6 protein-coding genes are annotated in these 5,731 nt (G+C 38.5%); 1 reads left to right on the top strand and 5 read right to left on the bottom strand.

Going from position 1 to position 5,731, the window contains the following annotated elements; translation table 11 throughout:
* Positions 1-327: uridine kinase family protein (locus AC1DND_RS16850; protein WP_477583345.1), on the top strand; the 327-nt coding region annotated here is incomplete at its 5' end.
* A gap of 259 nt (positions 328-586) precedes the next feature.
* Here AC1DND_RS16850 and AC1DND_RS16845 read toward each other — a convergent pair.
* From AC1DND_RS16845 to AC1DND_RS16825, 5 genes are all read right to left on the bottom strand, one after another.
* Positions 587-1,249, bottom strand: a complete 663-nt coding sequence (locus AC1DND_RS16845) for a CoA transferase subunit B (RefSeq protein WP_477583344.1) — start codon at positions 1,247-1,249, stop codon at positions 587-589.
* Positions 1,250-1,606, bottom strand: coding sequence for a DUF4260 domain-containing protein (locus AC1DND_RS16840; protein ID WP_477583342.1), 357 nt, complete (start codon positions 1,604-1,606; stop codon positions 1,250-1,252).
* Positions 1,606-2,307, bottom strand: a complete 702-nt coding sequence (locus AC1DND_RS16835; RefSeq protein ID WP_477583340.1) for a CoA transferase subunit A — start codon at positions 2,305-2,307, stop codon at positions 1,606-1,608. Before AC1DND_RS16835 ends, AC1DND_RS16840 begins: the two co-directional genes overlap by 1 nt.
* Before the next feature lie 297 nt (positions 2,308-2,604).
* On the bottom strand, positions 2,605-3,693 hold the full coding sequence (locus tag AC1DND_RS16830; RefSeq protein ID WP_477583339.1) for a PQQ-dependent sugar dehydrogenase: 1,089 nt from the start codon (positions 3,691-3,693) through the stop codon (positions 2,605-2,607).
* Between the two features lie 441 nt (positions 3,694-4,134).
* On the bottom strand, positions 4,135-5,731 hold a 1,597-nt coding region (locus tag AC1DND_RS16825; RefSeq protein WP_477583337.1), incomplete at its 5' end, for an endonuclease MutS2.

Raw genomic sequence — 5,731 nt, 5'->3', positions numbered from 1 at the left:
ATCATTATTGTAGAAGGTCTTTTTATTCTCCACTTTAAAGAAATTGCCGCACTGCTGGATCATACCATCTTTGTTGATGCAGATGAACAGGTAGCTTTAGATCGCCGTATAAAACGCGATGGCTTGGAACGTGGTTACCCTGAAGATGATGTATTGTACAAATGGCACAACCATGTAGTGCCAGCCTATAAAGAATATTTATTGCCGTATCGCGAACAATGTAATAAGGTAATAATGAATAACACCAATGAACCTGAAGAAATTATCGGTATCACCGAAGATATCTCTAACGATTTAAGAAACAGTATTTTAGTAGATATACAGTAAAAATATATCCAATATGAAAGAAGTCAAGTTTTTAAAAACTTGACTTCTTTTTTTTTGCGAGGAATCGTCATTCCCAACCTGATTGGGAACCACGAAGTGCTCATGAATGCCTTTGAAAACATGAAAACTTATGAATAATCGTAATGCCTTGATAGGGTTAACAGGGTGCATTAAGATTCCCGCCTGCGCGGAAATGACGATCGTTCTTTAGAATCAACCATCACCACCGCCGTGGTTTGTGTCCTCACAAACCACCAATTTAATCCAATCTCATTTCAGGAATCTCTCCTTCTACTACCAGTCTTCCAGCTGTAGATTGTTGTATAAATTCGATACTTACGCCTGGTGCACGCTCCAAAAGTTTAAAACCACCTTCAGGTAAAATATCCAAAACCGCCAATTCAGTTACAATTTTTTTAATGCATTTTACACCGGTTAAAGGCAAAGTACATTTAGGTAATAATTTACTTTCTCCGGCTTTATTGATGTGCTGCATCGCTACAACGATATTTTTGGCTGATGCTACCAAATCCATAGCTCCGCCCATTCCCTTAACCATTTTACCGGGGATTTTCCAGTTAGCAATATCTCCATTTTCTGACACCTCCATGGCTCCCAGAATAGTCAGATCTACTTTTTGCGCACGGATCATCCCAAAACTCATGGCCGAATCAAAAATAGACGATCCTGGCAAGGTAGTAATGGTCTGTTTCCCTGCGTTAATTAAATCGGCATCTTCCTCTCCTTCGAAAGGAAATGGCCCCATACCCAATAAGCCGTTTTCAGACTGTAACACTACGTTAATTCCCTTTGGAATATAATTGGCAACCAAAGTAGGTATGCCAATACCAAGGTTAACATAATATCCGTCTTTTATTTCTTTAGCAATACGCTGTGCGATTTCTTCTTTTGAAAATGCCATTTATTTATTTTTTCCTATTAAACCTAAATGTGTGTGATTAAATGCATCGCTATATTTCAACCCATAACCTAGCGCCCTATCCATGCAAGAATGGGCAAATAACATAATGCCCGATAACTGCAATATGGGTAAATGATAATAAAATCCGATCAAGAAAATTAATATTGCTATCGCTTTATGGTGAACTATGTTATAAAGCCATGCACCAACTTTTGGGCCTGCCAGATAACCCAGCATGCTTAAATCTGGTACAAGCAGCAATACTGGAAATATCCACCAATGAAATGACAATTTAGAAAAGGCAAATATTGCCAATAGAAACATGGCCATTTCTTCGATTGCAATTATTTTCTTCATTACGATTTTGTTCTTACGGTTCGTTGCTCGATTCTTTTCTCATAATCTTTCCCTTGAAAAATCCGATGAACATAAATACCAGGCGTATGGATATAATCTGGATCTAATTCACCAGCTTCTACCAATTCTTCTACCTCGGCAATGGTTACTTTACCTGCCATAGCCATTATAGGATTAAAGTTGCGGCTGGTAGACCTGAAGATCAAATTCCCAGCGGTATCACCTTTCCAAGCTTTAACAATAGCGAAATCAGCATCAAAGGCATATTCCATTAAATAATCCTTACCATCAAAATTGCGCACTTCTTTGCCTTCTGCCACTTCGGTGCCCACGCCCGCAGGCGTAAAAATTGCCGGCATACCATATCCGGCAGCCAGGCAACGCGTAGCTAAGGTACCTTGCGGAATAAGATCTACTTCAAGTTCGCCACTCAGCAATTGCCTTTCAAATTCGGCATTTTCACCTACATACGAAGAAATCATTTTTTTAACCTGGCGTTGTTTCAGCATTAAACCAATACCAAAATCATCAACACCAGCATTATTAGAGATGCAGGTTAAATTTTTCACCTGTTTGTTTACCAAAGCATTAATGCAATTTTCTGGAATACCGCAAAGCCCGAAACCGCCAAGCATAAGGGTAGCACCATCTGATATATCTTTGATAGCCTCTTCAGCTCCAGATACCACTTTATTTATCATCTTATGAATTTTTTGGTTAGTTTGCTAAATTACAAATTGCCTTCAAAAATGTAGCATTTATAATTTTTAAATCTTCCAGGAATATTAATTAATTGGAATTAATCTAAATAACTATTACCTTTGTGCTGCAATGATTTACGAGAGAGAAGAAAGTCTATTCATATTACCCACCGATCCTGAATTTCAAAAAGGCATGGGTTTTATTTTCAGCTGTACGGCTGAGCACAAAAAATGTTGTGAGAAATTCAAAAAAGGTAAACGCTGTAAAAAGTGCCCCGGACGGAAAAAATAATTAATCTACTTCGCAATTTCTACAATTTTATCATCGCTTCCATTACTGGTACAGATATAAATTTTCCCTTCTGGCGATTGGCAAACAGCCCTTATCCTACCATAAGTGTTTACATAAAAATCTTTCGTTCCTGTAATTTTTGTTTGAGCATCATCTAATTTAAGCTGCATCAATTTAGTTCCTTTTAATACAGCCAGCAGCAACGAATTTTTAAATTGCGGAATATAATCTGAATTGTAATAAGCTAAACCACTAGGCGCAATGGTTGGTGTCCAATTGATTAATGGCTCTACCACATTGTTCGAACTGCAAAACGATTGTTCTCCACTTTCATTACAAAAACCTTTAATATTTGGCCATCCGTAGTTTCTTCCCTTTTCGATAATATTAATCTCATCATCAGAATCCGGACCATGCTCTGAAGAAAAAATTTTATTGCCCACCTGGGTTAATCCTTGTGCATTTCGATGCCCTAAAGACCAAACCGGGTTATTTGGATAAGGATTATCAGCAGGAATTGATCCATCTAAATTTATCCTTAAAATTTTACCCGCTAAAGAATTAACATTTTGAGGATTGCCAGTATCAGCAGCGTCGCCGGTACTGATAAATAGTTTACCGCCACTGATCAGCAAACGCGAACCATTATGGATTGAAGCCGCAGGAATCTGATCCAATAAAACCTGCGGACTCGTTAAATTTCCTCCGCCGTAAGTATAACGTACAACTTTAGCTTTATAGGTACTACCATAGCCATAAATTACATAAACGTAAGGGTTACTGGTAAAATCGGGATGGAGTGTCATTCCAAGCAAGCCACCTTCTCCATTGGTACGTACTTCGGTTATGGTAAGTAAAGGTGTTACTTGTCCATTGGCAGGATTTAAACGACTAATTTTACCTGCTTTTTCGGTAAACCAAATGAAATTATCAGGTCCATACACCATTTCCCAGGGAAAGCTCAATCCGGATACAACTACTTTTGATTTTAATTCTACATCAGGTAAAGTACCTGGATCGTCGTTATCATCACCATTCTTTTTGCAATTTGTAACGAATAGCATTACAAATAAACAGAGTAGTATTGCCCTCATAACCGTAACGTTTTAGAAATAACAACGTTACGGCTATAAAGTTTTATTGTTTTACTGGGCGGACGTCATTTCGAGCGAAGCACAGCGCAGCCGAGAAATCTTTTAAAGATGCTTAACATCATATTTAAAGATTTTTCCATCGAAGGAGTTCCTTTGGAACACTGCGGTCGAAATGACGATTAYACGAGTATTTTACCCCTTATCGTCATCCTCGCGCATGCGGGGATCTTAGACTCAAGTATTATAAGGCATTAAGATTCCCAATCAAGTTGGGAATGACGCCTACACGAGAATTTCAGATCGTAAACATCCAATACCACAGCTATCCCCGTGTTTCCGTCGTCTTTAACGAGTGCATAAATAGCTTTGTGATTTTTATCGCAAAATATTATTTACAATGTCAGATTGTAGCATCCGACACCACGCTAAAACGCCATAACATCAATTCAAATACACATAAGTAATCCCATCCCCGCCTCTATCAGCATGTTCATCTTCCATCCTATTTACCTGACTATATTTACGCAGGTATTCTCTGATCATTTTACGCAAAATACCATCGCCTTTACCGTGAATCAGTTTAATGGAYGGAAAGCCGAGCATAATGGCTTTATCTAAATATTTCTCTACTTCAAAGAGGGCGTCTTCAGTTCGTTTTCCACGAAGATCAAGTTCGGCCCTGAAACCAGATACGGCATCATTCATGCGCCCTGCAAAAGAATTTGCACTGCTTTGAACTACTTTTTTAGCTTCACGGTTACTCACCTTTTGAACACGGTTCTTTTTAACAGTCGATCGTAAATCGCCAATAGCCAAAATCAGTTCATTGCGGTTAATTTCTAAAACCTRGCCAATGGTTTCACTATCCGTAAATTTCACTAAATCACCAATTTCAATTTCACCGCCAACAATTACCTGTACTGGTTTAGGGCGCTCTTTCGGAATAGTATTTTTAACCAGCTCTTTTTGCAAATTCTGGCGGAGTTCTTTAGTTACTTCTTTATCAGCTTGCTTTTCCTTAATCTCAGCGATGGTATTTTCAACCAGTTTATTGGCATTTTTAATAATATTCTGCGCCTCTTGTTTCGCCTCTTTAATCAGTACCTTTCTATTCTCCTCTAAAAAGCTTTTCAACTTTTCATTTTCGGCAACCAGGTTTTTAGCTTTATTCTGCTGATTGGCTAAACTTACTTTGGCATCGTAAACATTTTTCTTTTCGCGCTCCAGATCAACAAGCATAGTATCTACGCGGTTCTGGTTAGATCCTGTTTTTTCTTTGGCCAGCTCGATTACCTCTTTTGGCAAACCAATATTCTGAGCGATTTCGAATGCATAAGAACTACCAGGTTTACCCATTTCCAAAATATAAAGCGGTTTCATTTTGGCATTATCAAAAAGCATTGATGCATTTTCCAAACCAGGTGTATTACCTGCAAAAAGCTTTAAATTAGAATAATGGGTAGTAATTACCCCCCTCACCTTTTTATTGTTCAACACCTCTAAAACAGCTTCAGCCATTGGTCCCCCAAACTGCGGATCAGTTCCGGTACCAAACTCATCAATCAGCACCATCGTTTTTGGCGAAGCATGCTCTACAAAATAGCGCATCTTCTTTAGGTGTGCACTGTAAGTACTTAAATCACTTTCTATCGATTGGTCATCGCCGATATCGGCAAAAATATTTTCAAAAATACCCACTTCACTATTCGCATCAACCGGAATTAACAAACCTGTTTGCAACATAATCTGCAAAAGGCCAACGGTTTTCATACAAACCGATTTACCGCCTGCATTTGGTCCTGATACCAATACCACCCGGGTTTCGGCATCTATATGGATATTTAAAGGTGTAACCGTTTTCTTTTCGGCGGCAAATGAAATCGATAATAAAGGGTGCCTTGCATTAATCAGCTTGGTTTTAGGCTCTTTTAACAAACCGGGCATTTCTGCTTCAATATCCATCGCAAATAAAGCCTTTGCACGAACAAAATCCAGTTTGGTAAGGAAACCATGGTAAGAAAGCAATAGTGGCGAATAC

Source organism: Pedobacter sp. 01N416 (assembly GCF_056399685.1).
This window is presented reverse-complemented; position numbering and strand designations above follow the sequence as displayed.

What these genes read in the sequence shown, in the direction of transcription:
- AC1DND_RS16845 (WP_477583344.1), bottom strand. Translation starts at nt 1,249, where the DNA reads ATGGCATTTTCAAAAGAAGAAATCGCACAGCGTATTGCTAAAGAAATA.
- AC1DND_RS16840 (WP_477583342.1), bottom strand. Translation starts at nt 1,606, where the DNA reads ATGAAGAAAATAATTGCAATCGAAGAAATGGCCATGTTTCTATTGGCA.
- AC1DND_RS16835 (WP_477583340.1), bottom strand. Translation starts at nt 2,307, where the DNA reads ATGATAAATAAAGTGGTATCTGGAGCTGAAGAGGCTATCAAAGATATA.
- AC1DND_RS16830 (WP_477583339.1), bottom strand. Translation starts at nt 3,693, where the DNA reads ATGAGGGCAATACTACTCTGTTTATTTGTAATGCTATTCGTTACAAAT.